This window comes from Aerococcus sp. L_32, assembly GCF_050689315.1.
This window is the reverse complement of the sequence record NZ_JBOEQF010000626.1, coordinates 1-1003: the sequence shown is the minus strand read 5'-3', so window position 1 is coordinate 1003 and position 1003 is coordinate 1. Positions and strand designations below refer to the sequence as shown.

The 1003-nt window shown below is 43.3% G+C and carries 1 pseudogene; it reads left to right on the top strand.

What is annotated here, in order from left to right:
• A pseudogene (locus ACRCJ0_RS15265) lies at window positions 1-1003 on the top strand (DNA-directed RNA polymerase subunit beta); the annotation flags it as partial.

Sequence of the window (1003 nt, the reverse complement as noted above, 5' to 3'; positions counted from 1 at the left end):
TAAGTACCCATTAATCAAATACCACCGTTCAAATGCCTCAGCATCTTACAACCAAACACCTAACGTGACTATTGGCGAATCTGTTACAGCTGGCGAAATCCTAGCTAACGGACCTTCAATGGAAAAAGGGGAAATGGCTTTAGGTCAAAACCCATTAATCGCCTTCATGACTTGGGACGGTTATAACTATGAGGATGCGGTTATCATGTCTGAACGCTTAGTGAAAGACGATGTCTACACTTCTATTCATATTGATGAATTAGAATCTGAAGCGCGTGACACTAAATTAGGACCTGAAGAAATCACACGTGAAATTCCTAACGTTGGTGAAGATTCATTACGTAACCTTGACGAACGCGGAATTATCCGTATCGGTGCTGAAGTTAAAGATGGTGACATCTTAGTTGGTAAAGTAACGCCTAAAGGTGTAACTGAATTATCAGCAGAAGAGCACTTATTACACGCTATCTTCGGTGAAAAAGCACGTGAAGTTCGTGATACATCATTACGCGTACCACATGGTGGCGGCGGTATCGTTAACGACGTGAAAGTGTTCTATCGTGAAAACGGCGACGAATTATCACCAGGTGTTTCTATGTTAGTCCGTGTTTACATTATCCAAAAACGTAAGATCCAAGTTGGGGATAAAATGGCCGGACGTCATGGTAACAAAGGGGTTGTGTCTCGTATCTTACCTCAAGAAGACATGCCTTACATGCCTGACGGAACACCAGTTGATATCATGTTGAACCCTCTAGGGGTACCTTCTCGTATGAACATCGGACAAGTATTAGAGTTGCATTTAGGTATGGCTGCACGCGAAATGGGCATCCACATTGCAACACCAGTATTTGACGGTGCCAATGAAGAAGACGTATGGGAAACAATCAAAGAAGCAGGTATGGCAAGCGACGCTAAAACTGTTCTTTACGATGGTCGTACAGGTGAACCATTCGACAACCGCGTTTCTGTAGGGGTAATGTACTACTTGAAACTGTCTCAC